The sequence below is a fragment of the Stenotrophomonas sp. SORGH_AS_0282 genome (assembly GCF_030818125.1).
Classification (GTDB): domain Bacteria; phylum Pseudomonadota; class Gammaproteobacteria; order Xanthomonadales; family Xanthomonadaceae; genus Stenotrophomonas; species Stenotrophomonas rhizophila_A.
Map to the genome: position 1 here is coordinate 395,805 of NZ_JAUTAB010000001.1, position 25,407 is coordinate 421,211.

Sequence of the window (25,407 nt, forward strand, 5' to 3'; positions counted from 1 at the left end):
TCGCAACTGTCAACATTTCGCGGTACGTTAGGGGCCTGATCTGCGTCAGCGTTTCACCTGCGGAACGCTGGAACTTTTTGAACTGTCAGCAGTCCAAATACAGGACTGATAAGATGACCCCTATGAGCCAGAACATGTCTACTGCCCTTGTGGCAAACAATCTTCCGATTCCCAGTGCGCTCGGTTCGCTGGACGCCTACATCGGCGCCGTGCACCAGATCCCGGTGTTGACGGTCGATGACGAGCAGGACCTGGCCCGCCGCTTCCGCGACGAGCAGGACCTGGACGCCGCGCGCGAGCTGGTCCATTCCCACCTGCGCTTCGTGGTGCACGTGGCCCGTGGCTACAACGGCTACGGCCTGCAGCTGGGCGACCTGATCCAGGAAGGCAACATCGGCCTGATGAAGGCCGTGAAGCGCTTCGACCCGGACATGGGCGTTCGTCTGGTGTCCTTCGCGGTGCACTGGATCCGTGCCGAAATGCACGAGTTCATCCTGAAGAACTGGCGCATCGTCAAGGTCGCCACGACCAAGGCGCAGCGCAAGCTGTTCTTCAACCTGCGCAAGTCCAAGACCCGCCTGGGCTGGTTGAACGCGGCGGAAGTCACCGCTGTCGCCAAGGACCTCAACGTGTCCGAACGCGAAGTGCTGGAAATGGAATCGCGCCTCTCGGGTCGCGATATCGGTTTCGATGCGCCCAGCGATGACGACAACGAACATGCGCCGCCGTCGCCGGCTGCGTTCCTGGTCGCCAACGATGAAGATCCGTCGATGGCCTATGAGCGCGCCGACAGCGAGGACAACCAGTTGCAGCTGCTGCGCGAAGGCCTGGCCGAACTCGACGCCCGCTCGCGCGACATCATCCGTCGCCGCTGGTTGGACGCCGACAGCAAGGTGACGCTGCAGGAGCTGGCCGATGAGTACGGCGTGTCCGCCGAACGCATCCGCCAGGTCGAGGCGAACGCGCTGAAGAAGATGAAGGCGCTGTTCACCGCCTGACTCGATGGTGCAACTGTCAAATAAAAGCCCGGCCTCGCCGGGTTTTTTTGTTGGGCACTGTCGAAGTTTGGCCTGCCGTGATGATGAGAGATTATGGAAAGCGCCGTATCGACGCTTTGCAATAGGCTTTCTGTCCCCACGAAATGCGACAAGATAATGATTGGACCCACCGCACCCACCTCACCCGGCGCAGCACGCTTCGCTTCGCCGATGGCGCACGGAAGCAACTCCAATAGCGTCCTGGTTGATCAAGCGCAACCCGATGCCATCGCATTGTGCGGACAGGCGAGCTACCGCTCGATGGATATCAATGCGCGTGGCTACGAGGGCAGGAGCCGACTGCATGAAGCGGCTGAAGCGGGGGACATCACCCGCGTCACGGAGCTTTTGCAGGGTGGAGCGGACGTCTTCATGAGGGACGAGAACGGCGCGACTCCCCGCTGGTTGGCAGACCAGAATCAGCGGTCGGACGTGGTTGCCGCCATCGATGTCTGGAAAGGCAGGCTGCTCGACCGCTTTGTTGAAGTTGCCGGGCGCGGCGACGCGGTCGCTGTGCAGCACTTCTGCGACAACACCAGCATTACCTACAGCGAGCGCGTGCAGGTGCTGAACGCTGCCGTCCAAGGCAAGTGCGCGCCGGCGGTAGAATGTTTGCTCGAAACCTATGGCTATGCCGAACGGGACATCGACAGCCTTGTCCAAGCTGGCGTTGGCGACAATAGCGTTGAGCAACTGCTGCTCAGTAAAATGCTGTTCGCTCGCGTCAATCACTGGGAACCGCACGAGATCCATGCGTTTCTTGAACGGCACCCCAGCCTGGACGTGAATCACATATGGAACGGCAGTTCAGCCCTGCACCAGGTTGTTCAGTACGGGCAGTTCCCGCAGGACTTCGGCAAGATACGCGCATTGCTTAATTCTGGCGCAATGCCCAACGTGGTGAATGACGCGGGTTACACGGTGGGAGCACTGGCGAACTTCAAGGGATTGAACAAGGGATTGAACAACGTGGCAGCACTCTTCAAGCAGTAGCTTGCGCCCAACGCATCCGCCCGTTGAGGGCGGACGCACCCCGAATATGCGCATCACACAAAGAAACCGGCATCGCCGGGCTTTTTTGTTGCGCCAAGGACGTGCCCACCAACGGTGGGCGCCTACCGAGGGTAGAGCCGACTGTTAGTCGGCTGCTGTTACGCCCTCTCGCGCGCGATAGCCCGCCAGCCAATGTCATTGCGGTGGAATTCGTTTTCCCACGTCACCTTCGCCACGCCCGCATAAGCATTGGCCTGCGCATCGCCCACGCTGTCGCCCAGTGCGGCCACGCACAGCACGCGGCCGCCAGCGCTGAGCACCTGGCCCTGTGCGTCCAGCGTGGTACCGGCGTGGAACACCTTGGCCGTAGACGGCACCTGGTCCAGACCGTGAATCACATCACCGGTGATCGGCGTTTCCGGATACGGCGCCGCCGCCATCACCACGCCCAAGGAAGGACGCGGGTCCCACTGCGCTTCCACTTCATGCAGGCGTGCATCGATCGCCGCTTCCACCAGTTCCACCAGATCCGACTGCAGGCGCAGCATTACCGGCTGGGTTTCCGGGTCGCCGAAGCGCACGTTGAATTCAATCACCTTCGGCGCGCCACTGGCATCGATCATCAGCCCCGCATAGAGGAAGCCGGTGAACGGGATGCCGTCGGCGATCATGCCCTGCACGGTGGGATTGACCACTTCGCGCATCACCCGTGCATGCACTTCATCGGTGACCACAGGCGCGGGCGAGTACGCGCCCATGCCGCCGGTGTTTGGACCCGTATCGCCATCGCCAACGCGCTTGTGGTCCTGCGAGGTGGCCATCGGCAGGGCCGTGGTGCCATCGACCATCGAGATGAAGCTGGCTTCCTCGCCATCGAGGAATTCCTCGATCACGACGCGCGCGCCGGCATCGCCGAACGCGTTGCCCGACAGCATGTCGCGCACCGCGTCTTCGGCCTCCTGCTGCGTCATCGCCACGATCACGCCCTTGCCCGCGGCCAGGCCATCGGCCTTGACCACGATCGGTGCGCCCTTCTCTCGGACGTAGGCCAGCGCAGCATCCACCTCGGTATGCACAGCGTAGAACGCGGTGGGAATGTTGTGACGGGCGAGGAAGTCCTTGGCGTAGGCCTTGCTGCCTTCCAGCTGCGCCGCCGCAGCGGTGGGGCCGAAGATGCGATGGCCCGCAGCGCGGAAGCGGTCGACCACGCCGGCCACCAGCGGTACTTCCGGGCCAACCACGGTCAGCTCGACACCTTCTGCCTGCACAAGTGCCAGCAGCCCGTCCAGGTCCGTGACTTTCACCGGGACATTGCGGCAGCCGGCCTCGGTGGCGGTGCCCGCATTGCCCGGTGCAACCAGCACCTCGGTGACACGGGACGACTGGGCCAGCTTCCAGGCCAGGGCATGTTCACGGCCGCCGGAGCCGATGACGAGGATCTTCAAGGCTGTTCTCGCAACAAGGGGGGGGGAAGAAAAAGGGATCCGGCAGCAACCGGATCCCTGTGACAATCAATGGCGGAAGTGACGCACGCCGGTAAACACCATCGCCAGGCCGTGTTCGTCAGCCGCGGCAATCACCTCGGCGTCGCGCATCGAACCACCCGGCTGGATCACCGCCTTGATGCCGGCGGCGGCAGCGGCGTCGATGCCGTCGCGGAACGGGAAGAACGCGTCGGACGCCATCACCGAACCTTCGACCACCAGGTTCGCGTCGGCGGCCTTGATGCCGGCGATGCGCGCCGAATACACGCGGCTCATCTGGCCGGCGCCGACGCCGATGGTGCGGTTGTCCTTGGCGTAGACGATCGCGTTCGACTTCACGAACTTGGCCACGCTCCAGGCGAACAGCAGGTCGGTGAACTGCTTCTCGGTCGGGGCCAGCTTGCTGACCACGGTCAGTTCGTCACGGCGCATGCCACGGTTGTCCGCGCTCTGCACCAGCAGGCCCGAGCCAATGCGCTTGGTGTCGTAATTGTTGCGGCCTTCGCCGTGCGGAATGCGCAGCACGCGCACGTTCGCCTTCTTCTGCGCGTACTCCAGCGCAGCCGGTTCGTAATCCGGGGCGATCAGCACTTCCACGAACTGGCGGTCCAGGATGACCTTGGCGGTGGCCGCGTCGAGCGGCTTGTTGAAGGCGATGATGCCGCCGAAGGCGCTGGTCGGGTCAGTGGCGTACGCCAATTCGTAGGCATCGCCGTTGCCGGCGCCCACGGCCACGCCACACGGGTTGGCATGCTTGACGATCACACAGGCCGGCGCGTCGAACTGGCGCACGCATTCCCATGCGGCATCGGCATCGGCCAGGTTGTTGTAGCTCAGTTCCTTGCCCTGCAGCTGCTGGAACGTGGCCAGCGTGCCGGCCACCGGCGACAGGTCGCGGTAGAACGCGCCGGCCTGGTGCGGGTTCTCGCCGTAGCGCAGGTCCATGACTTTCACGAAGCTGGAATTCATCTGCGCCGGGAACTCGGTCCGCATCGGCACGGCCGCATCGGTGGCGGTTACCGCCGACAGGTAGTTGCTGATCGCCGCGTCGTACTGCGCCACGCGGTTGAACGCGGCCACCGACAGCGCGAAGCGTTTGGCGGCCGACAGCCTGCCATCATTGGCATCCAGCTCGGCGAGCAATTCGGCGTATTGCGACGGATCGGTGGCCACTGCAACACGGGCGAAGTTCTTCGCCGCCGAACGCAGCATGGCCGGGCCGCCGATGTCGATGTTTTCCACCGCATCGGCCAGCGTGCAGTCCGCGTTGGCGGTGACGCGCTCGAACGGGTACAGGTTCAGCACCAGCAGGTCGATCGCCGCGATGCCATGTTCGGCCATCACCGCCTCATCCTGGCCGGCACGGCCAAGCAGGCCGCCGTGCACCAGCGGGTGCAGGGTCTTGACCCGGCCATCCATCATTTCCGGGAAGCCGGTGACGTCGGCCACATCCTTGACCGGCAGGCCGGCGTCGCGGATTGCCTTGGCGGTACCGCCAGTGGAAAGCAGCTCGACGTTGCGCGCGGCGAGGGCGCGGGCCAGGTCGATCAGACCGGTCTTGTCGGAAACGGAAAGCAGGGCCCGGCGCACGGGCAGCAGATCGGAACTCATGGGGGCAGGAGATCGAAGCGGAGCGGGCCCATATTGTAGGCCGTCCCGCACCCCCACCGGGGCCTCAGGTGGCGATGCCGTACTCTTTCAGCTTCTTGCGCAGGGTGGCGCGGTGGATGCCCAGCATCGACGCCGCGCGGCTCTGGTTGCCCTCGCAGTGGTTGAGCACTTCCACGAACAGCGGGATTTCCATTTCACGCAGGACGATCTCGTACACGTCATCCGCATCGCAGCCGTCCAGGTCGCGCAGGTAACGCCGGACCGACTGGGCCACGTGTTCGCGCAGCGGCGGCTTCGGCGCGCCACGACTATTGTCAGGACGAGAAAGGACAGCGTTCAAGAAGGATCCCGGTGCGAAGCCAGGGCGGACCACAACCCTGGCGGAGAATTTGGAGGGGGCCAGTCTAGCGCGTGCGTGGCCGTGCCGCCACGCTCGTTGGCAGGACGCCGGGTTACAGGAACTCGAAGGTGAATGCGACGGTGGACGCCGCCGGTTCGCGCACCCGGAACGCGATCTGCGCGCTCTGGCCCGGTTCCAGTACGGAAGCGGCATCGGCCGTAGGGTCCAGGTAGTCGTGCGGCGCGAACACGCGGGTACCGATCACGCGGCCATCGGCGTCGGACAGCGACAGCCGCAGCGATGGCCAGGCCTGTGCCCAGCGGGCATCGTTACGGAAACTGGCCTGCACCTGCAGCGCGCCGGGCTGGCCGGGCACCGGCCGCACATCGCGGCTGATCATGCTGAAGGCGGTCGGTTCCTGCCAGGCCGGCAGGCTGCAGCGCAGCACGCTGCACAGCCCGGCAATCCACGGCCGGCTTCCAGCATCGGCGGCCAGCCGCGCGCGGTCGGCGACGGCGATCTGCAGCGACAGCAGCACGACCAGGCCACCGACCAGCGCCCACTGCCAACGCGGCGTGGGCGCTGCACGTTCGGGGGCGCGCATGAAACTGGGTGCGGGCGTGGCAGCAACGTTGGGCGCGATGGCCTCCGCCGCCGCGACCGGAGCGGGGTCGATATCCGCTTCGGTCTGCTCGATGTCCTCCACATACGCCTCGGCAACAACGGGACTGTCCTCGTTGTTGTCCACCTCGCTGTCCGGGGCGACCGCGTCGACCGCCTCGGGCGTGGGTTCAGTGGACGCACGCAGGAACGTGGCCAGGGGACGTCGCGGTGGCGGAGTCGGTTCGCTCATCGGGTCATTCAAGCACGGCGCACGCCGGTGATGCGCATCCAGTCGTCGTCGCGCGCCACTTCAAGCTGCTCGAACCAGGGCGCATACCGCACCAGCAGTTCGTCTTCCTGCCCATGCAGGATGCCCGACAGCGCGATGCGGCCGCCGGGTGCCACGCGTGCGGCCAGCACATCGGCCAGCGCATCCAGCGCCGAGGCCAGGATATTGGCTACCACCACCGGGTAGGTGGCCTGCGGTTCGTCGGCCGGCAGGTAGACCTGCATGCGGTCCTGCAGCGCGTTGCGCTCGGCGTTGTCGCCCGTGGCGAGTACCGCCTGCGGGTCGTTGTCCACGCCCACGGCCCCGGCCGCGCCGAGCTTGAGCGCAGCCAGCGCCAGGATGCCCGAGCCGCAGCCGAAATCCAGTACCGTCTGCCCGGCCAACGCGCCTTCGGCGGCCAGCCCGTCCAGCCAGCGCAGGCACAGCGAGGTGGTGGGGTGGGTGCCCGAACCGAACGCCAGGCCCGGGTCCAGCCTTACCACGGCAGCGTCAGTGGCTTGCGCAGCCTCGGGCAGCTCGTGGTTCCACGGCACGATCCAGGTGCGGTCGCCGAAGGCCATCGGCTGGAACTGGTCCAGCCAGGCGCGTTCCCAATCCTCGTCCTGCACTGCGCGGAAGCTGACATCGCTCCATGCCAGGCCCGGGTCGAACGCCTCCAGCGCGGCCAGCAGCGCCAGGGCATTGGAATCGGCGGGGAACAGGGCGCTGAGCACCAGGTCATTCCACAACGGGGTTTCGCCCACGCCCGGTTCCAGGATGGCGCGCTCGTTGCTGGTGTCGGCATCGGCGTCGAGCAGGGTCACCGCCAGCGCGCCCACGTCGTCCAGCGCATTCTCATAGCGCGGCTGGGTGGCTTCGGTGCAGTGGAGGGTGAGTTCCAGGAACGGCATGGGCGATAAGGACCTGCGGAAAACGGTGAATGCTAGACGATTGCGGACGGTCGCGGCGACGACCGTCTCAGGCGATGGTGAGAAACGACGCGACGGCCTGTTCAGACAACAGGGTACGCCATTGCTAAACTCCGCATCCTGCTGTCTGTCTCCTTTGAACCGGTTCCGCCGAATGGCCCTCGCGCCCACGCTCAAAACCTGGCTGCTGGTGGTACCGGCCCTGGCGTTGCTGGGGGTGGTGGGCTACCGCGCGGGCGGCCGTGCGCTGCAGGCCGACCATGCGTCGGCTGCCGTGAGTGAGCTGCAGGTCGGCACGGGGTCGGCTGCGCCGCTGCAGGCCCAGCAGTTGGCGCGCCAGTTGCTGGCCAGCGAGCGCAGCACAGCGGTGCCGTCGGGATTGCCGCTGGACATCCGCGCCGATATCGAGGGCGACACCGACCTGTTCGCCTACGCCCAGCGCCTGCGCCTGCAGGCGGCCAACGGCAATGCCGAGGCAGGCTGGATGGTCAGCCGCGTGTATGACTACTGCGCGATCTATGCGATGGACCCGGGCGGTTACCAGCTCGACAACAACGTGCTTACCGGGCTGGGCATGAACGCATCTTCGCCGATGGTGCAGGCACGCGAGCGTGTAGCGCGCCGTTGCGCGGGATTCGTCTCCAGCGACGGCCTTGGCCGCTCGTTGATTGTCACCCAGCGCGTGCTGGCTGCGCGTGCGGGCAACCTGGCGGCCGAAGCGGCGCTGTTCGCCGATGGCCAGCCATTGAAAGACACCCCCGAGTACCGCCGTGGCCTGGTGGAGCGTGTGATGGATTCGCGTGATCCAGAAGCGTACATGGCCATTTCCACCGCCATGGGCCAGCGTGCCAGTGGCGATGGCGCCCTGCAGGGCCTGGTGGCCGGCGACCAGTTCAGTGAACTGGCCTGGCGCCTGGCGGCGTGCGAGCTGGGCATGGCCTGCGGGCCGGACAGTGTGTTGATGAACAATTTCTGCGCGAACGGAGGGATCTGTTCGCAGGACGGTGGGCAGGACTTCGCCACTTTTGTGTATGACGCTGCGGTTTCGCGGCAAGGTGCGGGGAAAATGAAAACGTTGGTTGAGCAGTTGATCAAGCGGAGTGACCGGTCATGAATTACCGTCGATTCCTGCATGGTGCCAAGTTCTGGTTCTGGGTGGCATTGTTCGTGGCCTACTCGGCCGGTGCCGTGGGCCTGGTCATGATCGACACCTACGATGACCGCTACCGGAAGTTGTCGAAGGTGACCCTGACCTCGGTGAAGGCACACGAAGACGTGCGCCGCGCCGGTGCCAGCCAGGTGGCTGCGGTGTACCGCGCGCAGAGCGGCATGCCCTTCGCTTCGTTGCCGGCGGGCAGCACGTTCCAGGTGGTCTGGCCGGACGGCTCGACCGAAACCATGGTCATCGTCGACCCGACGTCGTCGCTGGGCGTGGCGCCGGTCAAGGACACCCAGATCACGGCCGCCGACGCCAGCCGCTGATGCAGTTGCCTGGCACTTTGTCGCCGGGCGTGCCACATCTGGTGATACTGCCGGGGCTGGATGCCACCGGCACGCAGCACGCGGCGTTCTGCGCCGCCCTGCACGTACAGGGTATTGCCACCACCGTCATTGCCTATCCGGTTGACCGTGCGCTCGATTACACCGAGCTCGACGCGTTCGTGCGGCAGGCGCTGCCCACTACCACCCCATACGTGCTGCTGGGTGAGTCGTTCTCGGGACCGTTGGCGCTGGCCATCGCCGCGCACCCGCCGCCGCTGCTGCGCGGATTGATTCTCTCCACCACCTTCGCGCGGTCGCCGTGGCGTTCACTACGCGCGATGCAGTCGCTGGTGTACCGCGCACCGGTGCGGTTGCTGCCGATGCCGTTGCTGTCCTGGTGGTTGCTGGGGCGCTGGAGCACGCCCGCGCTGCGCCGGGAGCTGGCCGCAGCACTGGCGCAGGTAGATGACGACGTGCTGCGCACCCGCGCCGTGGCCGCGATCGGTGTGGATCGCAGTGCACATGCCGGGCGCGTCGACACTCCTGTGCTGTGCCTGCACGCGCGCCATGACCGGCTGTTGCCGGAATTCTGCCAGCGGCATCTTTCCGGGTTGTTGCACCCAACTTCGGTGCGTTGGTTGGACGGGCCCCACCTGTTGCTCCAGGCCCGCCCACAGGCCGCTGCCGACGAAGTGGGCCGATACCTTCGCGGCCTGACCTGACGCCTTCCGCATCACGATGCACCACGCCTATCGCAGGCGGAATATCAGTAGGCATCTTCGCTTGGACAGCAAGAGGCGGTTTCGATTTCATCGGACACGCCCTTTCAACGAGTTGCCCATGCCCACTACCGCCGCAGCGCATCGGCACGCCGCCGGTCGCTTTCACGCCCGTACCCCCGCCACCGCCCCGGCCCTGCGGCCTTTGGATACAACGACCATCCGCAGGGTGGACACACCCGCACAGGCACTCGCAGCGGTGCTGTTGATCTCCAATGCATCCGGGCTGCAGGCCGCCACGGTACGGCCTGGCTCACGCGCGGCTGCGGCGTTGCCTGCCGATTGCGTCCCGGTTCCTGTTTCGCCGGGGATGCCTGGCGTGCTGCACGGCATAGCGGGACTGCTGCGCAGTCCGGTCACCGAGCTGTTCACCGATGCGCGCAACGCCTGGGAGCGCCACGAGGGCGTGCGCTGCGCGCCGCCACTGAGCACCGGCATGCGCGCGCTGCTGCAGGTGGGTGACGCGGTGAGTACCCTTGCCGAAGCGGCCGTGATCGGATCGCGCGGCGTGTTCGCGATGCAGGAGGTGGCCAGCGTGCTGGACTTGGGTGCAGATGCGATGGAGCGCCGCCCGCTTGATCGCGACACGCTCATGGACGCGGTGCTGGGCCAGGCGGGACTGCGACTGGACGAGCCTGGGGCCGATGCCCAGCCACCGCGTCTGGTGGTCGCCCAGACCACCGTGGAACTGCGCGAAGGCAGGATGCAGGTGCGCTTCGAGGGCGCGGAGCACACCCTGTCGATCAGCGACGGCCAACTCCAGGTCCACACCGACAGCGGCGTCGTGCCCGTGCGGTGGGACACCGCCGACTGGGAGTGGAAGCGCAGCCCGGTGACGGTGACGCCCCGTGCCGGCCGCGTCCGCGCCGAGAGCTCCATCCGGCTGTTCGACCGCGCCGCAGCACGGGTGCGTGAGCAGCCTCCGCTGGACAACGTGCGCGTGCGGCTGGACCTGCTGGGCAAGGACGGCATCCTCTATTACGAGGACCCGGTCAGCGGTCAGGTCGGCAATGCCGTGTGCGTCGATGGGCGCTATTACGGCGCCACGCTGGAACCGCAGCTGGGATTGCGGATCGGCACGCTTGAGCTGGACCTGCAGGATGGCATCTACCAGCCACGCGAAGCGGAGCGACCGGCGCAGGCCGGTAATGCACCGCGCTGCCGCCGGGCGCCGGACGCGGCGTGCGCAATGGGTCAGCCGCAGTTCTCGACGGGTCTGTCGCGCATCCTCCGGCAGCAACATGCGCATGCGCTCACCGCAGAGCAGGCGCGCAATCGCGGCATCGTCGCCGACCCGGCGCGACCGGGCTGGCATCTGAGCCGCAAGGGCGACCGCCTGCGCCACTACGTGCAGTTCAGTGGCCGTTATTTCCGGGTGCGCATGCGCCAACTGGACGAGTTCACCCAACGGCTTTCGCTGTACCTGCCCCGCGCGTCCGGGGCAGGCCGCCTGAGTCACTGGGGGCGGCTGGCGCACCGCATCGCTGACATCCGCCAGTCGCTGCCTGCGCACGAGCACCGCTTCATGACCCAGGCCGAGTTCAATGTCGAGTACCGAGGCATGCCCAGCCTGGAGGCGGCGGAGGTGTACGAAAGTGCGATCCAGCACGCCGGCCGGCTGCGCCTCAGCCAACTGCAGCGCGCCGCCATCCGCAGCTACCTGCTGCGGCGTCGTTCGGTGGACGAGTTCCTGCAGTCCGGCGGGGTGCTGCCGCCGATGTTCACCGATGCGCCCCAGGTGGTGGCGCGGATCAATCGGGGCCTGGCGCGCATCCCGCCACACGCCGGGCGCGTGTATACGGCGCTGGCGGTGGACACGCGGCAACTTGCCCTGCTGGAGGTAGGACAGACGCTGTACAGCGACAGTTTCCTGGTGGCCAGTGGTGACCGTGGCCGTGCGGTTGCAGCGGTGGCCAGGGCCGGGGACGGACCGCAGGGTGCGTCCACCGTGCTGACCCTGGAGATGCAGCACCGAGCCCACCCGACGGGCTTGATTTCGCTGCAGGACGAAGCGCAGGTGCTGATCGGCAACAACGTCCTGTTCAAGGTCATCGGAAAATCGCCAGGCGAACTGCACCTGGAAGAACTCAGCCCGACCCGGCAGGCCATGGGGAAACTGGGTGCGCAACCCCTGCATTCCGTACCCCTGCGGGGCGCCTGAAAAACGAAAAGGCGGGCATTGCCCGCCTTCCCGTATCACTTCACCGCAGGCCGTTCAGGTCAATGCAATCGACTTGTTCTTGCGCTCGGCCAGCCGCTTCTCCAGGTAATGGATGTTCTGCCCACCGGCCTGGAAGCCCTTGTCCCGCATGATGCGCTGCTGCAGCGCCACGTTGGTCTTGATCCCATCCACCACCATCTCGCTCAACGCCACGCGCATGCGCGCAATGGCCGTTTCGCGATCCGGCCCGTGCACGATCAGCTTGCCGATCATCGAGTCGTAGTTCGACGGCACACGGTAGCCGGCATAGATGTGCGTATCCACGCGCACACCGGGACCACCCGGCGGATGGAACGCACTGATCAGGCCCGGGCTCGGCACGAAGGTTTCGGCATCTTCGGCATTGATGCGGCATTCGATCGCATGACCGGTGAGCACCACATCGCTCTGCTTGATGCTGAGCTTGTGGCCGGCGGCGATCTTCAGCTGCTCCACTACCAGGTCGATACCGGTCACCATTTCGGTTACCGGGTGCTCCACCTGGATGCGGGTGTTCATTTCGATGAAGTAGAAGCGGCCGTCTTCGTAGAGGAACTCGAAGGTGCCCGCGCCGCGGTAACCGATGCGCACGCACGCTTCGGTGCAGACCTTGCCGATCTCTTCGCGCTGTTCGGCGCTGATGCCCGGTGCCGGCGCTTCTTCCACCACCTTCTGGTGGCGGCGCTGCATGGAGCAGTCGCGCTCACCGAGGTGGATGGCGTTGCCCTGCCCATCGGCCAGCACCTGGATTTCCACGTGGCGCGGATTCTCCAGGAACTTCTCCATGTAGACCTCACCATTGCCGAACGCGGCCTTGGCCTCGCTCTTGGTGGTTTCAATGGAGGTCTTCAGCGAGGCCTCGGCATGCACCACGCGCATGCCGCGCCCGCCGCCGCCACCGGCCGCCTTGATGATGACCGGGTAGCCGATCTCACGGGCGATCTTGGTGTTTGCCACGATGTCTTCGCCCAGCGGCCCGCCCGAACCCGGCACGCACGGCACGCCGGCGGCCTTCATCGCGCGGATCGCTTCGACCTTGTCACCCATCATGCGGATGGTGTCGGCCTTGGGGCCGATGAAGATGAAGCCGGATTCTTCCACGCGCTCGGCGAAGTCGGCATTTTCCGACAGGAAACCGTAACCCGGGTGGATGGCCTGGGCATCGGTGACTTCCGCCGCTGCGATCAGCGCCGGAATGTTGAGGTAGCTCTGCGGCGACGGCGCCGGACCAATGCAGACCGACTCGTCGGCCATGGCCACGTGCTTGAGGTTGCGGTCGACCGTGGAATGCACGGCCACCGTGCGGATGCCCAGGGTATGGCACGCGCGCAGGATGCGCAGCGCGATCTCCCCTCGGTTGGCAATAACGACTTTGTCGAGCATGGACGGATCCTTAGCCGATCACGAACAGCGGCTGGTCAAATTCGACCGGAAGGCCGTTTTCAGCCAGGATGGCCACGATGGTGCCGGAAGCATCGGCTTCGATCGGGTTGAACATCTTCATCGCTTCGATGATCGCCAGCGTTTCGCCGGCCTTGACCTGCTGGCCAATGGTGACGAAGGCCGGCTTGTCCGGTGCGGACGAGGTGTAGAACGTGCCGACCATCGGCGAGCGCAGCACGTGGCCATCCGGCAGCGCCGGGCCCGGCTTGGCGGTACCGCCGGTGGAGGCTTCGGTCGGCGACTGCATCGGCATCGCCTGGGCGGCCGGCTGGGCCGGGGCCGGCGCCATCATCATCTGCGGCTGGGCCTGCACCATGCCGTAGCCCGACACCGGGGCGCGCGACAGGCGCACGGATTCTTCGCCTTCCTTGATTTCGATTTCGGCAAGGTTCGACTCTTCCAACAGGTCGATCAGCTTCTTGATTTTGCGGAGATCCATAGGGGCCTCTGGTGTTTGATGTCAGTGTGGTGGGAAGCGCGGAGCGCTCGGTTCAATGGGGTTTCAGGCGGCTGCCAGCCGCACCAGCGCCGCGTCCATCGCGTAGCGGTAGCTGTCGGCGCCAAAGCCGCAGATCACGCCGACCGCCTTGTCGCTGAAGTAGCTGTGCTGGCGGAACGGTTCGCGGGCGTGCGGGTTGGACAGGTGGATTTCGATGAACGGCACATCCACCGCCGCCAGTGCATCGCGCAGGGCGACCGAGGTGTGGGTGAACGCAGCCGGATTGATCAGGATGAAGGTGGTACCGTCGGTCCGGGCGGCCTGCACCCGGTCCACCAGCACGTGCTCGGCGTTGGACTGCAGGCTTTCCACCGCGTGCCCGGCGCCCTGCGCCTGGGCCAGCAGGGCCTGGTCGATCTGCGCCAGCGTGGTGTGCCCATACACCCCCGGCTCGCGCGTACCGAGCAGGTTGAGGTTGGGGCCATGCAGGACCAGCAGTTTCGCCATGGGAGCCAGAGAACAGGAAAGGGCGGAGTCTGGCGGAACTGGTGGATCGTGTCCAGTTCGGCGAAGTTACGGGTGTTTCAAGCAACCGTTTGAATCTCTGGCGGATCGCTTGGGGCGCGGGCGATGTCGCACCTCGACCGCCGCAGATGCCGCCCCAGCGTTCCGTTCATGGCACTGGTGTTCCGGGAGAGCGATATTACCTTTAGTAGGTAACGTCACTCCGGGAGCATTCCCCATGCACAGCCTGATCGTAGTTGCCCACCCCGAACCCGGCTCACTCACCCACGCGGTGGCGAGCCGGATCGGCGACGCCATCCTCGCCGCCAGCACCGGCAACACGGTGGAGATCGCCGACCTGGCTGCGGAGGGCTTCGACCCCCGCTTCAACCAGGCCGACAACGCCTTGTTCCGCCAAACCGCAGCGCCGCCGGAGGATGTGGCCGCCGAACATACCCGGATTGATCGGGCGGACGCGCTGGTGCTGGTCTATCCACTGTACTGGTGGTCATTCCCGGCACTGCTCAAAGGCTGGATCGACCGCGTGTTCACCCAGGGCTGGGCCTATGCCGAGAGTCCGGATGGCAAGGTGGTCAAGAAGCTGCAGCGCCTGCAGGTGCACCTGGTGGGACTGGGGGGCGCGGACGCGGCCATGATCGAGCGGCGTGGCTACGGCACCGCGATGAAGACGCAGATCGACATGGGCATCTTTGATTACTGCGGCGCACGCGTGCAGTCGTCCACGCTGCTGCTGGAATCGGACAGTGGTTCCGCAGAAGCGCACCTGCGCACCGCGGCGGACATCGGCCGTACCATTGGTGCGTCTGCTGCCGCCTGACCGACCCTTCCGATGCCCGCACGCCCCGAACCGCCCCGTCGCCGCATGCCACGCGAACAACGCGCGCGCCAGTTGCTGGATGTGGCGTGGGCGCTGGTGGGCGAAGAGGGAACCGATGCGCTGTCGCTCGGGCGCCTGGCCGAAGCTGCCGGTGTCACCAAGCCGGTAGCCTACGACCACTTCATCACCCGCAATGGCCTGCTGGCTGCGCTCTACCAGGACTACGACCAGCGCCAGACTGCGGTGTTTGAAGCGCGCATCGGCAAGGCCAGGGCGCAGTTGAAGGATCGCGCCCATGCCATTGCCGGTGGCTACATCGACTGCGTGCTGTCGCAGGGCAGCGAGATCCAGGGAATCCTCGCTGCCCTCGCGGGGTCACCCGAGTTGATGGAGGTAAAGCGGCGGTACCAGCAGGAGTTCATCGCCAAGTGCGCGGAATGGGTGGGTGGCTTCGCCACCGGCAGCGAAGTACCAGATGCGGGCTACTGGGCGATCCTGGGCGCGGCGGAGTCGCTCTCCGAAGCGGTCGCCGCCGGGGTGGTTGAGCACGCGGTGGCGGAGGCAGAGCTGGTGCGGCTGATCGTGTCGACCATCAAGCGCAGCTGATAGATCCCTCCGCGGCGACCAGTGCGCTGGCGGGCCAAGGGAATTCCCGTCCCTCAGCCCTGACGACCCCGCCCTCTCCTGAAGAAAGCATGCCACCGTTTCGGCGCAACGGCCTGCTGACGTGCATACAGACGCACACCCGGCACTGACAGCGCAACGTCGGTGCCTCGTGCTGGCCTGGAGCACATGCGCAGGGTGCCGCCCAGGCGCGCTGACCGCTCGTGCATTCCCTGCACGCCCCAGCGACCCTGCTTCACGGTGCCCTCCACCATGCCCCGGCCGTTGTCGCGTACCCGCAGGCAGAAGGTGTGGCCGAAACTCAGCTCAATGTCGATGTCCGTGGCGGCCGAATGCGCCAGCGCATTGCGGATTGCCTCGCGGCCGATCAGGAACACTTCTTCGGCGGCGGCGTCGTTCAGGCGCGGCGCTTCGCCCGAGACCACCACCCGCAACCGCGTGCCCGCCGGGTTCGTCTCTTCGTTGTAGACATGGGTGAGCGCCGCAGCGAGATCGAGCCCGGCGCCGGTGTCACGGCGCAGCGAAGCGACGCGTTCCCGGCCTTCCCGGAGACTGTCTTCCGCAGCCTGCATGGCCGATTCAAGCCGCGCCTGCGCCTCGTCCGGAAGGGACGGCATGGCGCTGATCGCGTGCAGCCGCAACAACAGGCCCTGGCCGCCCTGCAACAGGGTGTCGTGCAGGTCGCGGGCAATGCGCTCACGTTCCTCCAGCCGCTCTTCGTAGCGCGCCTTGACCAGGGCGGTGATGTGGCGGCCCCGCATGCGCGCGGCCGCAGCGACGAGCACCACCAGCGCGATCAACAGCAGCCCGCGGAACCAGAACGTCTGCGTCAGCAGCGGCTCGATCCGGAAGGCACGCGCGGTTGGGGCGCTCCCCCATACGCCGTCTTCGTTGGCAGCCAGCACCTCGAACGTGTAGCTGCCCGGTCCTAGGTTGGTGTAGTACGCCGTGGTGGCGCTGCCGGCGTCGCGCCAGCCGGAGTCCACGCCGGAAAGCCGGTACCGGTAGCGGTTGCGTTCCGGGCGGGCCAGCGACTGGGCGACGAAGTCGATCTGCAGCTGGGTGATGCCCGCGGGAACCACGGTGCCGTCGCGCAGGGGCAGGGTTTCATCACCGAAATGCACATCGCCGATGCGCGCGCTGGGGGCGGCGCGCGTGCGGTGGAGGCGGGTGGTATCCAGCCACGCCAGGCCCTGGTTGGTTGCAAGCCACAGCAGTCCATCCTTCGAAAGTTGCGCGGTGGGAATCGGGCCGCTCTGCAGCGCGATACCGGGCATGCCATCGACGTCATCGAACAGCCTCGGCGAGACGGCGTTTCCGGTGCGCGCGCTGGCGATCACATCGGCAAGATCCAGGCGCACCAGTCCGCGCCCGCCGTTCAACCACACCTGCTGGTCCGGGTCGATGACGATGCCGGTAATGCCTTCCAGCACGCCGGGAATGTCGGCGGTTACCGCGCTGAACGTACCTCCGTTGCTGCTGATGCTGAAGCCCTTCTCGCCGGCAACCAGCAGCAGGTGCTCGTGGGCAAGCACGGCGGTGACCGGCCCTGCATCGAGGCCGCGGGTCGAGCCGATGCGGTGCACCCCGGTGGCATCGCGCAGGACCAGCTCGCCGCTCGCATAGCCGAACAGCAGGCCCTGCGCGCTGCCCGGTGCAATGACGGTGCAGCCGGGCAGGGTGATGCGCGCGTCCTCCGTCCAGGAGCCGCGCAGGTAATGCACGACGCGGTTCTCGCCCACGCAGGCCCAGGCCTCTTCGGCGCCCGGAAAATGCAGTGCCTGCGGTTGCAGGCCGCGTGCAGTGCCGGGGAACTGCACTACCTCCAGCGCCGTTCCCCTGCGCCGGGCGAGGCTGGTCCATTCGAACTGCCACAGCGGGCGGGTGTCCCTCAATGCCGCGCGCTGCAGACCGGCCCGATCCAGGCCAAGGCCATGGCGGTCGAGGTCATACGGCACCATGTCTTCGCCATACCCGAAGAGCGCGCCGTCCGCATTCCTCGCCAGGATGCGGTAAGGATCGTTGGGCCCTTCCGTGAGAGTGCGCACGCTCTGCGCGCGGAAGCGGTTGAGGCCGAGATTGGTACCTACCCACACGTTGCCTTCGCGATCCTCGAAGACCGGCACGGCCGAGGTGGAGGTCAGCCCCTGCGGAACATCGAAGCGCTCCATGCGCACCGCGTGCTTGCCGTCGAACAGCACCCGCAGGATGCCGCCGCCCCCGCGCATGGGCGCCCACATGGCGCCGTCCGAGGTGAAATGCAGGCGGCTGGCCAGCACGTCCGGAAGCAGGCGGGCCTGCCGTTCAGCGGCGGGGAGCAGGCCGTTGGCATCGGCGATGGGCACCGCACCGCGGCGCCGGTCGGCCAGCCAGATCTCGCCCGACGGGCTTTCGGCCAGCGTCGCCATCAAGGAGACCTCGATGCCGGTGGGGACGAACGCAGCGCCGCCCTTGGGAATGAACCACACCTTCTGGCCGACCAGCGCCCAGAACCGGCCCCGCGAATCGTTGAGCAGCCAGTGCGCGTGGCGCTCGGGCAGGCCCATGGATGCGGGCGGTTTCTCCCAGCGCGTGCCGTTGAACCGGCGCAGGCCTTCGTCAACCGCTGCCCAGAGCACGCCGTTGCTGTCGTACGCAAACCCCGACACCACGCCTGGCGGCACCCCGTCCTTGCGCTGGTAAGAGCGCAGGGTGCCGTCGCTGCCCAGATGGGCGATGCCGGCGTGGTAATACCCCAACCACAGGCCACCGCTCCTGTCGCCAAGCAGGGTCACCAGGTTGAGCGAGGGCTGCGCAGCACCGGCGTTCGTCTGCTGACGTACGAACCGGTGCCCATCGAAGCTGTACAGCCCGGAGCCTGTCGCCAGCCACAGCGTGCCGTTGGGGTCCTGCTGGATGTCCCAGATATCGCCCGGTGCGCCCTGGCCGGCCCGCCACGCGGTGTGGTGGTAGCCGGTAAACCCGGTGCCGGGCGACGGATGCTGTTGCGCAAGACCCGGCGGAGACAGGGTGAAAAGAACAACCAGCAGCAGCGCACGCATGGCGTGGCCGGGGAACGAAGACAACAGGGGCATGCGGTGAACTACGGGGCCGGGGCAGGGGCCCGCTGCGGTGAGGACCGCAGCGGGACGCGCCGGAGCTTATCACCCGGCGCTGGGCGGCACCGGCGTGTTGAGCAGCTGCTGCTCCCATAGGTAGGCGATGCCACTGCCGGCGGCGTGCTGCTTGAATACCTCGGTCACTTCGGCCACGTGATCCAGCCGTGCCCAGTCGCGCTGCCATTCGCCAGCCAGGGCCATCCAGGTCATCACGTTGGCGCCGGCGGCGATCATGCGCTGGATGGCAACCTGGTGCGCTTCCACCGATACCGCGCCACATGCATCGGTAATAACGGTGACATCCCAGCCCTCGCCGAGCGCCTGGATGACCGGCATCGCTACGCAGATCTCGGTCCACAGACCCGCGATGATCAGCTGCTTGCGGCCGGTTGCCTTGACCGCATCCACCACCGCCTTGTCCTGCCAGGTGTTGATCAGGGTACGGTCGATGACCTGGTGGTCTGGAAACACATCGGTGATGTGCGGGAAGATCAGCCCGCCGCGTTCAGCGATCACGCTGGTGAGGATGGTGGGAACGCGGTAAGCCTTGGCGGTCTTGGCCAGGGCCGTGGCACTGTTCACCACGGCATGCGGGTCGTGGCTGTTGAGGTTGGCCAGCTGGTAGGGCTGGTGGTCGATGAGCACGAGGACGGAATCTTCGGGGCGAAGCAGCGAGTCGAGGCCATTGCGGAAGGTCATGGATGCATCCTGTGTGGGTGGGGCAGAACAAGCCCAAACCTTGTCATTCCCCTCCGTGAGGCGGTAGCCGCGTTCCGTGCCAAGCTGTGTCGCGGAAAGTGGAACGCGCGTTGGGCCATTGCTGTGTCAGGCTGGTGGGCGAACCCGGGAGGAACGGCGTGGATATCGAAGACCTGCGGACATTCGTGGAAGTGGCCAGCGCCGGTGGCGTGTCACCGGCGGCGCGTCGACTCGGCGTGGCCAAGTCGATCGTCAGCCGACGACTTGGGCGCCTCGAAGACGAGCTGGGCGTGCAACTGCTGGCGCGGACCACGCGCGGTGCATCGCTGACCGAGGCCGGTGCCACGTTCCGTATCCACGCGGCCAAGGCCTGCGCGGAGATCGATGCGGCGCGCGATGCCATCCTGCCCAGTGGCGACCTGCGCGGGCGGCTGCGCGTTGCAGCGCCGCTGACCTTTGGTCCCACCCACTTCGCACCGGTCTTCGCGGACCTGGCACGGCGACATCCCCAGCTGCACGTGCATGCTACTTACAGCGATCGCTTCGTCGATCTGGTGGGAGAAGGCTATGACTGTGCGATCCGCGTGGGGTATCTGCAGGATTCCAACCTGATCGCGCGCTGCGTCGGGCCGCTCCACGGCGGCCTGGTCGCCAGCCCGGGCTATGTCACCGCGAACGGCTCCCCGCAGTCGCCGGACCAGCTGGCCGACCACGAGGCGCTGATGCAGGGCACCGAAGCGTGGCAGTTCATGGACGGCGACAGCGTGGTGACGGTGCATCCGCGTGGTCGCTTCAAGGCCGACAACGGTACCGCGCTGCTTGCCGCCGCCCTGGCCGGCCTCGGCATCGCGTGGCTGCCCGATGGCATCACCCGTGAGCACCTGGATGCGGGTGCGCTGGTGCCGGTCATGCCGCGCCATCCGCCACCGCCGGCCGGCATCTATGTCGTCAGGCCGCCGGGCCAGCACCCGTCATTGAAGGTGCGGGCGCTCACCGAGCTGCTGATTGCGTGTTTCGATCTGGCGCCTCTGCCAGTGAAGCCGGCGACGTGAAGCAGAGCGGCTAGAACGTCACCCGCGCCCGCAGGCTGAACACCCAGAGCACGCTCTCGTCTGGATTGGTCGACGGATCGATCACGGCCTGGATATCCGGGGTGATCGCCAGGTTGCGGGTGATGTGGAAGCGGTAGAAGGCCTCGGCGGTGTACTGCGGGCGCAGCACGGACGCAGCAGGGTCGGCCCAGCCAAGGCCGATGCCCACCAGGTTGGAGGGTTGCCCCGTCGGCCGCCAGCCCACGCCGCCGGCCAGCGTCTTCTCGACGGCCCAGCCCTGCGAGAAGCCGCCACGGAAGAACACCATCGTGCGCTCGGAGACCATCCGGTTCACATTGAACGCGACACCGTGGGATTTGGGAGTGCCGTCGTCCTGTGCGTTGCGGTACCACCCGCTGACATGGATGTTGTCGCTGTCGGTGGGCCCGCGTGCTGCAATCGGAACGCCGGCGCGGGGGCGCCCGGTCCAGCCGATATCGAAGTGGTAGAAGTGTTCGGAGGTGTTGAAGAAGTCGTCCACCGTGCTTCCGGTGTCGTCACTGTGCGAGGTGTACATGCCCGCCTGCAGGTACAGGCCATTGGCGGTCGGATACCACGCCGCCACGGCGCCGAAGCCGCGCAGCGGCGACTGGATGCTGGGGCTGGTCGAGAACGCCTGGCTCAGGAACTGGCGGTTGTCGTCAAAGAACGGGTAGGCGTTGACGAAGTTGGGCGCGAAGATCTTGCCCACGGTGTACTGGAAGCGATTGCCGAACAGGTTCTGGCGGATGTAGGCCTGGGTGACCCCGAGGTCGAACTGGCCCCAGGTGGCTGCCGTCGGTACAAGCGATCCGGCGCCGAAGCCCGCGAACAAAGGCGGCTGGTCGCTGCCGAACATGGGCCGGCGGTCTTCTACCGCAACGGCAACCACCAGCGCTTCCGGCGTGCCCTTGCGGAACAGCTCGTAGGCCATGTTCAAGGTCAGTTTGGCGCCGGTCGAGTTCTGCTGGTCGATCAGGCTGTCGGAGTAGTTTTGATGCAGCAGCCCGTACGAGCCGCCAAACGTCAGGCCGGTGCGCTCCTGCACGTCCTGCTTCCACGCGAACCAAGGCTCCAGCAGGGAGTCGCGTGGGAACGGACGGGCGGTCACTTCCGCATCGGATGCTTCCTGGTCACCCTCGGCCGACAGCGTGCCCTGCAGCAGCGGCACGTGCGGATCATCATCAGGGAGGGCGTCCTGTGCGTGCAGCGGGGCTATCGACGCGGCCAGCACGACCAGTATGCGGAAAAGGAAGGCGCGCATGGAGGAACCTCACTCAACCCTGCCACGTCGGAAGGTCGCTTCCTCGAACGGCGACCAGTGGGTCGCGCCAGCGCCCCGGGGTGCGTGACAGCTGCACCTGGGGTGCCAGCCGCACCACCTCGCCGTAGGGTGTCCGCCGTGTGATCGTCCGCGGCGGGCCGATGCGGTGATCCGCGAGCGACGCATTGAAATCGGTGCTGGCGAACTGGCCGAGCGACTTGTACCACATGGCCGCACGGGTCAAGGAAACCCGTACGTGGTAGCTGCCGCCTTCGGTGGCGCGCCGGCGCAGGGCGGCCAGAACACCTGCGGCGCCCAAGTAACCTGCGATGTAGTCGTTCATCACCAGCGTGGGCGGGAAGCGGGGCGTGGCGCCGCCGCCTTCAGCCATCGTGAAGCCGGACACGGTCAGGCCTTCCATGTCGAACCCGGCGCGGTCGCGCCAGGGACCGTCGTGGCTGTAGCAGCGGACCGAGAGGTAAACGATGCCCGGACGCTTGGCAGCGATTTCCTGGGGGCCGAAGCCAAGTCGTTCAATCGCACCGCCCCGGAACGATTCGGCGAATACATCGGTAGCCGGAAGCAGCGCGGCCATGCGCCGGTTCTGCGCGGCATCGGCGAGATCGACAAAGGTGGAGCGCATGCCCACGTTGACGTCCATGACGAACGCCTCGTGCTCAAACGCCTGGTCACGGGCAACGTGCAGTACGTCGGCGCCGTATTCGGCCAGAGTGCGCGAGGCGGTAGTCCCCGCAATGACATGCGTGCAGGACAGTACCTTGATCCCGGACAACGGTTGCGTGGGCCGGGGTGCGAAACCGATCGGCGCGCTGTCGCCGATTTTTACGATCTCCACGAGCGGCTTCCCGGCGAGGTGGATGCCTTCGGGATGCGCGGACCACTCTTCGAACGTCCGGTGCATGGCCGCCGCAGCACGTGCTTCGGCGAGCGCGGTTTCAAGCGCCTGGCCGTCCCATGAGCGCACGGCCTGCTGGATGGCGGAAAGGTTGGGTGGGCATTTCAACGTGTTGAGGATCCGATCACCCAGGTGCGGGTAGGCGCCGGTGAGATTCATGAAGCGCCCGTCTTTGGTTTCGAACGCGCGGAACGACATCGGATGGCCCAGACCGAGCGGTGCCTGTACCAGCAGGCCGTTCACGCTGGGGACGAAGGTCATTTCCTTTGGGATGGGATCGCTGGCCGGGATCTGACCGGCGCCCTGCTGCATGCGCAGCACCATGCCGACCATGGGATTCACGTTCCAGACCGCGTCGCGCAGGTCCAGCGAAAGATCCTGTTCCTGTCCGGTCCTGTCACGCCAGATAGCGGCGGCGCCGACGCCGGCCCCCATGGCGGGGATGGCCATGCTGGCGCCGATGCGGAAGTGACTCCGCAGGATCGGGTCGGCCCCGGTGAAGGTCACCTTGCCGCCCGCGGCGTCCGGACTGCTGCCGATCGACTGCATGAAGCCGGCGAAAGCCAGTGTGACGTCGAACGGCGTGTCCATCGCCGATGGCGCCGCTGCGGCAGCGCCGGTGAAGAGCTGGTTGGTGACCATCGCGCCCAGTCCTGCCACGCCTGCGTCCACGAGAAACCCTCTGCGGCCAGCATCGATGGGCTTCATGGTTCGCCTCAGCAGGGTTGGATGGATGTCACCATACGCCGTGTTTTCCTGGCGCTCCTAGGTAAATCCGGCGGGCGACGGCCAGTATTTCTACGCACCTGTCTGGCACCGAGCTCCCGCCCGGCAGTGCGGTTCATCGCGCTGATGCCCGGATGAGCTCAGCCCGCTTCCTGCGGAGGAAAGAAGCGCCCGCCCAGCCCCAACGCCACGCGGACCAGCAGCACCAGCACGGGTACTTCGACCAGTGGTCCGATGACGGCGGCAAAGGCCACCGGGGAGGCAAGCCCGAAGGCGGCGATGGCAACGGCGATGGCCAGTTCAAAGTTGTTGCCGGCGGCAGTGAAGGCTATGGCCGTGGTACGCGGATAATCCCTTGCGACGAGCCGCCCCATGAAGAAGCTGAGGCCGAACTGGATGATGAAATAGAGCGTGAGCGGAATGGCGATGCGCACCGCATCGAACGGAAGGCGCAGCACGTCGGCGCCCTTCAGGCTGAACATCGCCACGATGGTCAGCAGCAGTGCAACCAGCGTGATCGGGCTGATCGCCGGCAGGAAGCGCTCTTCGTACCAGCGTTCACCCCTGGCGGCTCGCAGCCAGCGACGGGTGAGGTAGCCGGCGAGGAATGGAACGCCCAGGTAGATCAGCACCGCTTCGGCGATGGTCCACATGCTGACGTTGACCACGCTTCCCTGCAGGCCGAACATCGGCGGCAGCCAGGAAAGGAAGAACCAGGCGTACACGCTGAACAACAGGATCTGGAAGATCGAGTTGAAGGCCACCAGCCCGGCCACGTACTGGTTGTCGCCGCGTGCAAGCTGGTTCCACACCAGCACCATGGCAATGCAGCGCGCCAACCCGATCAGGATAAGCCCGGTCATGTACTCGGGGGAATCGCGCAGGAACAGCACCGCCAGGCCGAACATGAGGCACGGCCCCACGATCCAGTTCTGCAGCAGCGAGAGCGCCAGCACCCGTTTGTCGGCAAACACCTCTGGCAGCGCCTCGTACTTCACCTTGGCCAGCGGCGGGTACATCATCAGGATCAGGCCGATGGCAATCGGTACGTTGGTCGTGCCGATCGACAGGCGGTTCAGCGCGGTGGGAACGTCGTGGAACAGTGCACCGAGGCCCACGCCCACCGCCATCGCGGAGAATATCCACAGCGTCAGATATCGATCGAGGAAGGACAGGCGGGAGGTCTCCATGCGCATGGAAGGGACTCAGCAGCAGCCAGGCCGCTCAGACGGCGTGTCGTCAGCGCAGCAATTCTCGGTGAGGTAGCCCACCAAGGCGTTCATCGCAGTGAAGTTCGCCCGATAGCAGATGGACCGGCCCAGGTGTTCGGCGGTAATCAGCTTGGCGGCTGACAGTGCCTTCAAGTGGAAAGACAGCGTCGCGCCAGGCAGGTTGAGTGCCTGGGCGATATCGCCCGCCAGTTTGCCGCCCGTACCGGCCTGTACCAGGAGACGGTAGATGGACAGGCGGGTGGCATGGCTCAGGGCGGCGAGGGCCCGGGTTGCGCGCTTATGTTCCATAATTCTAGAATAATGGAAATAGCACGACACGACAAACCATGACTGACCTTCGCTGCTGCCGGCGTCGTCGTAACCGTTCTTGATGAGGAGGGCACATGAAGGCCGTCATCTACCACAACCCGAAATGCGGCACCTCGCGCAACACGCTGGCGTTGATCCGGCATGCGGGGATCGAACCTGAGGTGATCGAGTACCTGGTTGATCCGCCAAGCCGTGCGCGCCTGGTCGAACTGATCAATGCCGCCGGCGTTAACGTACGCGGCGCCATCCGCAAGAAAGAGAAGCGCTACCTGGAATTGGGGCTGGACGACATTGCGCTCAGCGATGACGCATTGCTGGATGCGCTGATGGACAACCCGATCCTGATCGAACGGCCGTGGGTGCAGACCGATCTGGGAACGCGCCTGTGTCGGCCTTCCGAGGTCGTTCTGGAAATTCTTCCGACCGTCACCGTGCCCTTCGCCAAGGAAGACGGAGAGGTGGTGATCGATCAGCACGGCAAACGGGTTCCCTGACCACCGCCGTAGTGCAGCCAGGGTC

The 25,407-nt window shown here is 66.2% G+C and carries 24 protein-coding genes; 10 read left to right on the forward strand and 14 right to left on the reverse strand.

What is annotated here, in order from left to right:
- Positions 1-122: 122 nt before the first annotated feature.
- Both rpoH and QE395_RS01635 read left to right on the forward strand, forming a co-directional pair.
- The gene (gene rpoH / locus QE395_RS01630) at positions 123-998 is read left to right on the forward strand and encodes an RNA polymerase sigma factor RpoH (RefSeq protein WP_068854233.1); all 876 of its coding nucleotides are present in this window, start codon (positions 123-125) and stop codon (positions 996-998) included.
- A gap of 93 nt (positions 999-1,091) precedes the next feature.
- Positions 1,092-2,030, forward strand: coding sequence for a hypothetical protein (locus QE395_RS01635; RefSeq protein WP_249833217.1), 939 nt, complete (start codon positions 1,092-1,094; stop codon positions 2,028-2,030).
- A gap of 158 nt (positions 2,031-2,188) precedes the next feature.
- On the opposite strand, the gene purD is transcribed toward QE395_RS01635, so the two are convergent.
- The 5 genes from purD to prmA all read right to left on the reverse strand — a co-directional run bounded on the left by purD (position 2,189) and on the right by prmA (position 7,247).
- Positions 2,189-3,475: a phosphoribosylamine--glycine ligase gene (gene purD, locus QE395_RS01640; RefSeq protein WP_249833216.1), complete on the reverse strand. Its 1,287-nt coding sequence runs from the start codon at positions 3,473-3,475 to the stop codon at positions 2,189-2,191.
- 66 nt (positions 3,476-3,541) lie between these two features.
- Positions 3,542-5,125, reverse strand: a complete 1,584-nt coding sequence (purH, locus tag QE395_RS01645) for a bifunctional phosphoribosylaminoimidazolecarboxamide formyltransferase/IMP cyclohydrolase (protein ID WP_249833215.1) — start codon at positions 5,123-5,125, stop codon at positions 3,542-3,544.
- A gap of 64 nt (positions 5,126-5,189) precedes the next feature.
- The gene (gene fis / locus QE395_RS01650; protein WP_068854228.1) at positions 5,190-5,465 is read right to left on the reverse strand and encodes a DNA-binding transcriptional regulator Fis; all 276 of its coding nucleotides are present in this window, start codon (positions 5,463-5,465) and stop codon (positions 5,190-5,192) included.
- A 112-nt stretch (positions 5,466-5,577) separates the two neighbouring features.
- Entirely contained in the window at positions 5,578-6,318 is a 741-nt protein-coding gene (locus QE395_RS01655; protein WP_249833214.1) for a DUF3426 domain-containing protein, read from the reverse strand.
- An 8-nt stretch (positions 6,319-6,326) separates the two neighbouring features.
- Positions 6,327-7,247: a 50S ribosomal protein L11 methyltransferase gene (prmA, locus tag QE395_RS01660; RefSeq protein ID WP_249833213.1), complete on the reverse strand. Its 921-nt coding sequence runs from the start codon at positions 7,245-7,247 to the stop codon at positions 6,327-6,329.
- Between the two features lie 172 nt (positions 7,248-7,419).
- Here prmA and QE395_RS01665 point away from each other — a divergent pair, with 172 nt between their 5' ends.
- The 4 genes from QE395_RS01665 to QE395_RS01680 all read left to right on the forward strand — a co-directional run bounded on the left by QE395_RS01665 (position 7,420) and on the right by QE395_RS01680 (position 11,687).
- On the forward strand, positions 7,420-8,379 hold the full coding sequence (locus tag QE395_RS01665; protein ID WP_068854225.1) for a hypothetical protein: 960 nt from the start codon (positions 7,420-7,422) through the stop codon (positions 8,377-8,379).
- Positions 8,376-8,747: a hypothetical protein gene (locus QE395_RS01670; protein ID WP_068854224.1), complete on the forward strand. Its 372-nt coding sequence runs from the start codon at positions 8,376-8,378 to the stop codon at positions 8,745-8,747. Before QE395_RS01665 ends, QE395_RS01670 begins: the two co-directional genes overlap by 4 nt.
- Positions 8,747-9,469 carry an alpha/beta fold hydrolase gene (locus QE395_RS01675; protein ID WP_249833212.1) on the forward strand — a complete coding sequence of 241 codons (723 nt, stop codon included), beginning with the start codon at positions 8,747-8,749 and terminating at the stop codon, positions 9,467-9,469. The genes QE395_RS01670 and QE395_RS01675 overlap by 1 nt, the downstream gene beginning before the upstream one ends.
- A 226-nt stretch (positions 9,470-9,695) precedes the next feature.
- Positions 9,696-11,687, forward strand: coding sequence for a hypothetical protein (locus QE395_RS01680; RefSeq protein WP_306987370.1), 1,992 nt, complete (start codon positions 9,696-9,698; stop codon positions 11,685-11,687).
- A gap of 54 nt (positions 11,688-11,741) precedes the next feature.
- Here QE395_RS01680 and accC read toward each other — a convergent pair whose 3' ends face one another.
- The 3 genes from accC to aroQ form a co-directional block, all read right to left on the reverse strand.
- Entirely contained in the window at positions 11,742-13,109 is a 1,368-nt protein-coding gene (accC, locus tag QE395_RS01685; RefSeq protein ID WP_249833210.1) for an acetyl-CoA carboxylase biotin carboxylase subunit, read from the reverse strand.
- A 10-nt stretch (positions 13,110-13,119) separates the two neighbouring features.
- Positions 13,120-13,608 (reverse strand): acetyl-CoA carboxylase biotin carboxyl carrier protein, encoded by a 489-nt coding sequence (gene accB, locus QE395_RS01690; RefSeq protein WP_093534832.1) that lies wholly within the window; start codon positions 13,606-13,608, stop codon positions 13,120-13,122.
- Positions 13,609-13,671: 63 nt separating this feature from the next.
- Positions 13,672-14,115, reverse strand: coding sequence for a type II 3-dehydroquinate dehydratase (aroQ, locus tag QE395_RS01695; protein WP_068854220.1), 444 nt, complete (start codon positions 14,113-14,115; stop codon positions 13,672-13,674).
- 235 nt (positions 14,116-14,350) lie between these two features.
- Between aroQ and QE395_RS01700 the strand changes: the two genes are divergently transcribed.
- On the forward strand, positions 14,351-14,950 hold the full coding sequence (locus QE395_RS01700; RefSeq protein WP_306987371.1) for an NAD(P)H-dependent oxidoreductase: 600 nt from the start codon (positions 14,351-14,353) through the stop codon (positions 14,948-14,950).
- 12 nt (positions 14,951-14,962) lie between these two features.
- Entirely contained in the window at positions 14,963-15,556 is a 594-nt protein-coding gene (locus QE395_RS01705; RefSeq protein WP_184125871.1) for a TetR/AcrR family transcriptional regulator, read from the forward strand.
- Between the two features lie 53 nt (positions 15,557-15,609).
- Here QE395_RS01705 and QE395_RS01710 read toward each other — a convergent pair whose 3' ends face one another.
- Both QE395_RS01710 and QE395_RS01715 read right to left on the reverse strand, forming a co-directional pair.
- Entirely contained in the window at positions 15,610-18,648 is a 3,039-nt protein-coding gene (locus tag QE395_RS01710) for a sensor histidine kinase (RefSeq protein WP_306987372.1), read from the reverse strand.
- 69 nt (positions 18,649-18,717) lie between these two features.
- Positions 18,718-19,371 (reverse strand): hydrolase, encoded by a 654-nt coding sequence (locus QE395_RS01715; RefSeq protein WP_306987373.1) that lies wholly within the window; start codon positions 19,369-19,371, stop codon positions 18,718-18,720.
- Positions 19,372-19,529: 158 nt separating this feature from the next.
- Here QE395_RS01715 and QE395_RS01720 point away from each other — a divergent pair, with 158 nt between their 5' ends.
- Positions 19,530-20,423, forward strand: coding sequence for a LysR family transcriptional regulator (locus QE395_RS01720; RefSeq protein WP_306987375.1), 894 nt, complete (start codon positions 19,530-19,532; stop codon positions 20,421-20,423).
- A gap of 10 nt (positions 20,424-20,433) precedes the next feature.
- On the opposite strand, the gene QE395_RS01725 is transcribed toward QE395_RS01720, so the two are convergent.
- The 4 genes from QE395_RS01725 to QE395_RS01740 form a co-directional block, all read right to left on the reverse strand.
- Positions 20,434-21,705: a carbohydrate porin gene (locus QE395_RS01725; RefSeq protein WP_306987377.1), complete on the reverse strand. Its 1,272-nt coding sequence runs from the start codon at positions 21,703-21,705 to the stop codon at positions 20,434-20,436.
- 13 nt (positions 21,706-21,718) lie between these two features.
- Entirely contained in the window at positions 21,719-23,329 is a 1,611-nt protein-coding gene (locus QE395_RS01730) for a CoA transferase (protein ID WP_306987378.1), read from the reverse strand.
- A 158-nt stretch (positions 23,330-23,487) separates the two neighbouring features.
- On the reverse strand, positions 23,488-24,537 hold the full coding sequence (arsB, locus tag QE395_RS01735; RefSeq protein ID WP_306990397.1) for an ACR3 family arsenite efflux transporter: 1,050 nt from the start codon (positions 24,535-24,537) through the stop codon (positions 23,488-23,490).
- A 15-nt stretch (positions 24,538-24,552) separates the two neighbouring features.
- The gene (locus QE395_RS01740; protein ID WP_068854213.1) at positions 24,553-24,867 is read right to left on the reverse strand and encodes a metalloregulator ArsR/SmtB family transcription factor; all 315 of its coding nucleotides are present in this window, start codon (positions 24,865-24,867) and stop codon (positions 24,553-24,555) included.
- A gap of 95 nt (positions 24,868-24,962) precedes the next feature.
- On the opposite strand from QE395_RS01740, the gene arsC reads away from it, so the two are divergent.
- A complete protein-coding gene (arsC, locus tag QE395_RS01745) occupies positions 24,963-25,382 on the forward strand; it encodes an arsenate reductase (glutaredoxin) (protein WP_306987381.1) in 420 nt (139 codons plus the stop codon).
- Positions 25,383-25,407: the final 25 nt, after the last annotated feature.

Coding starts and splice junctions, on each gene's coding strand:
- rpoH (WP_068854233.1), top strand. CDS start 123: ATGAGCCAGAACATGTCTACTGCCCTTGTGGCAAACAATCTTCCGATT.
- QE395_RS01635 (WP_249833217.1), top strand. CDS start 1,092: ATGGAAAGCGCCGTATCGACGCTTTGCAATAGGCTTTCTGTCCCCACG.
- purH (WP_249833215.1), bottom strand. CDS start 5,125: ATGAGTTCCGATCTGCTGCCCGTGCGCCGGGCCCTGCTTTCCGTTTCC.
- QE395_RS01655 (WP_249833214.1), bottom strand. CDS start 6,318: ATGAGCGAACCGACTCCGCCACCGCGACGTCCCCTGGCCACGTTCCTG.
- prmA (WP_249833213.1), bottom strand. CDS start 7,247: ATGCCGTTCCTGGAACTCACCCTCCACTGCACCGAAGCCACCCAGCCG.
- QE395_RS01665 (WP_068854225.1), top strand. CDS start 7,420: ATGGCCCTCGCGCCCACGCTCAAAACCTGGCTGCTGGTGGTACCGGCC.
- QE395_RS01670 (WP_068854224.1), top strand. CDS start 8,376: ATGAATTACCGTCGATTCCTGCATGGTGCCAAGTTCTGGTTCTGGGTG.
- QE395_RS01675 (WP_249833212.1), top strand. CDS start 8,747: ATGCAGTTGCCTGGCACTTTGTCGCCGGGCGTGCCACATCTGGTGATA.
- accC (WP_249833210.1), bottom strand. CDS start 13,109: ATGCTCGACAAAGTCGTTATTGCCAACCGAGGGGAGATCGCGCTGCGC.
- accB (WP_093534832.1), bottom strand. CDS start 13,608: ATGGATCTCCGCAAAATCAAGAAGCTGATCGACCTGTTGGAAGAGTCG.
- aroQ (WP_068854220.1), bottom strand. CDS start 14,115: ATGGCGAAACTGCTGGTCCTGCATGGCCCCAACCTCAACCTGCTCGGT.
- QE395_RS01700 (WP_306987371.1), top strand. CDS start 14,351: ATGCACAGCCTGATCGTAGTTGCCCACCCCGAACCCGGCTCACTCACC.
- QE395_RS01705 (WP_184125871.1), top strand. CDS start 14,963: ATGCCCGCACGCCCCGAACCGCCCCGTCGCCGCATGCCACGCGAACAA.
- QE395_RS01710 (WP_306987372.1), bottom strand. CDS start 18,648: ATGCCCCTGTTGTCTTCGTTCCCCGGCCACGCCATGCGTGCGCTGCTG.
- QE395_RS01715 (WP_306987373.1), bottom strand. CDS start 19,371: ATGACCTTCCGCAATGGCCTCGACTCGCTGCTTCGCCCCGAAGATTCC.
- QE395_RS01725 (WP_306987377.1), bottom strand. CDS start 21,705: ATGCGCGCCTTCCTTTTCCGCATACTGGTCGTGCTGGCCGCGTCGATA.
- QE395_RS01730 (WP_306987378.1), bottom strand. CDS start 23,329: ATGAAGCCCATCGATGCTGGCCGCAGAGGGTTTCTCGTGGACGCAGGC.
- arsB (WP_306990397.1), bottom strand. CDS start 24,537: ATGGAGACCTCCCGCCTGTCCTTCCTCGATCGATATCTGACGCTGTGG.
- QE395_RS01740 (WP_068854213.1), bottom strand. CDS start 24,867: ATGGAACATAAGCGCGCAACCCGGGCCCTCGCCGCCCTGAGCCATGCC.
- arsC (WP_306987381.1), top strand. CDS start 24,963: ATGAAGGCCGTCATCTACCACAACCCGAAATGCGGCACCTCGCGCAAC.